Below are 272 nucleotides of genomic sequence, written 5' to 3'. Positions count from 1 at the left end.
CAGCCGCCGCACAAGGGCCTGAGCACGGTGGATGCCTGCGAAGGCATTCTCGACGGCCGTGTGCGCGGCTTCATCGGCCTGGGCGGCAACTTCCTGCGGGCTATTCCCGACACCTCGCGCATGGAACCGGCCTGGCAAAATCTGCAGCTGAATGTGCAAGTGGCGACCAAGCTCAACCGCACTCACCTGCTGCCCGCGCGCGCCATGTGGCTGTTGCCCTGCCTGGGACGCATCGAAATCGATCGCCAGAACGGCGTACCGCAGCTGTATAC

Annotated in this window: 1 pseudogene; it reads left to right on the top strand. The window is 64.7% G+C overall.

The window, feature by feature from the left end:
• Positions 1 to 272: pseudogene (locus QN399_RS26325) on the top strand (formate dehydrogenase); the annotation flags it as partial.

Origin of the sequence: Pseudomonas sp. 10C3 (assembly GCF_036346185.1) — a bacterium.
Classification (GTDB): domain Bacteria; phylum Pseudomonadota; class Gammaproteobacteria; order Pseudomonadales; family Pseudomonadaceae; genus Aquipseudomonas.
Note: the sequence above shows the minus strand (reverse complement) of the source record. Positions and strands in the feature narration are given on the sequence as shown.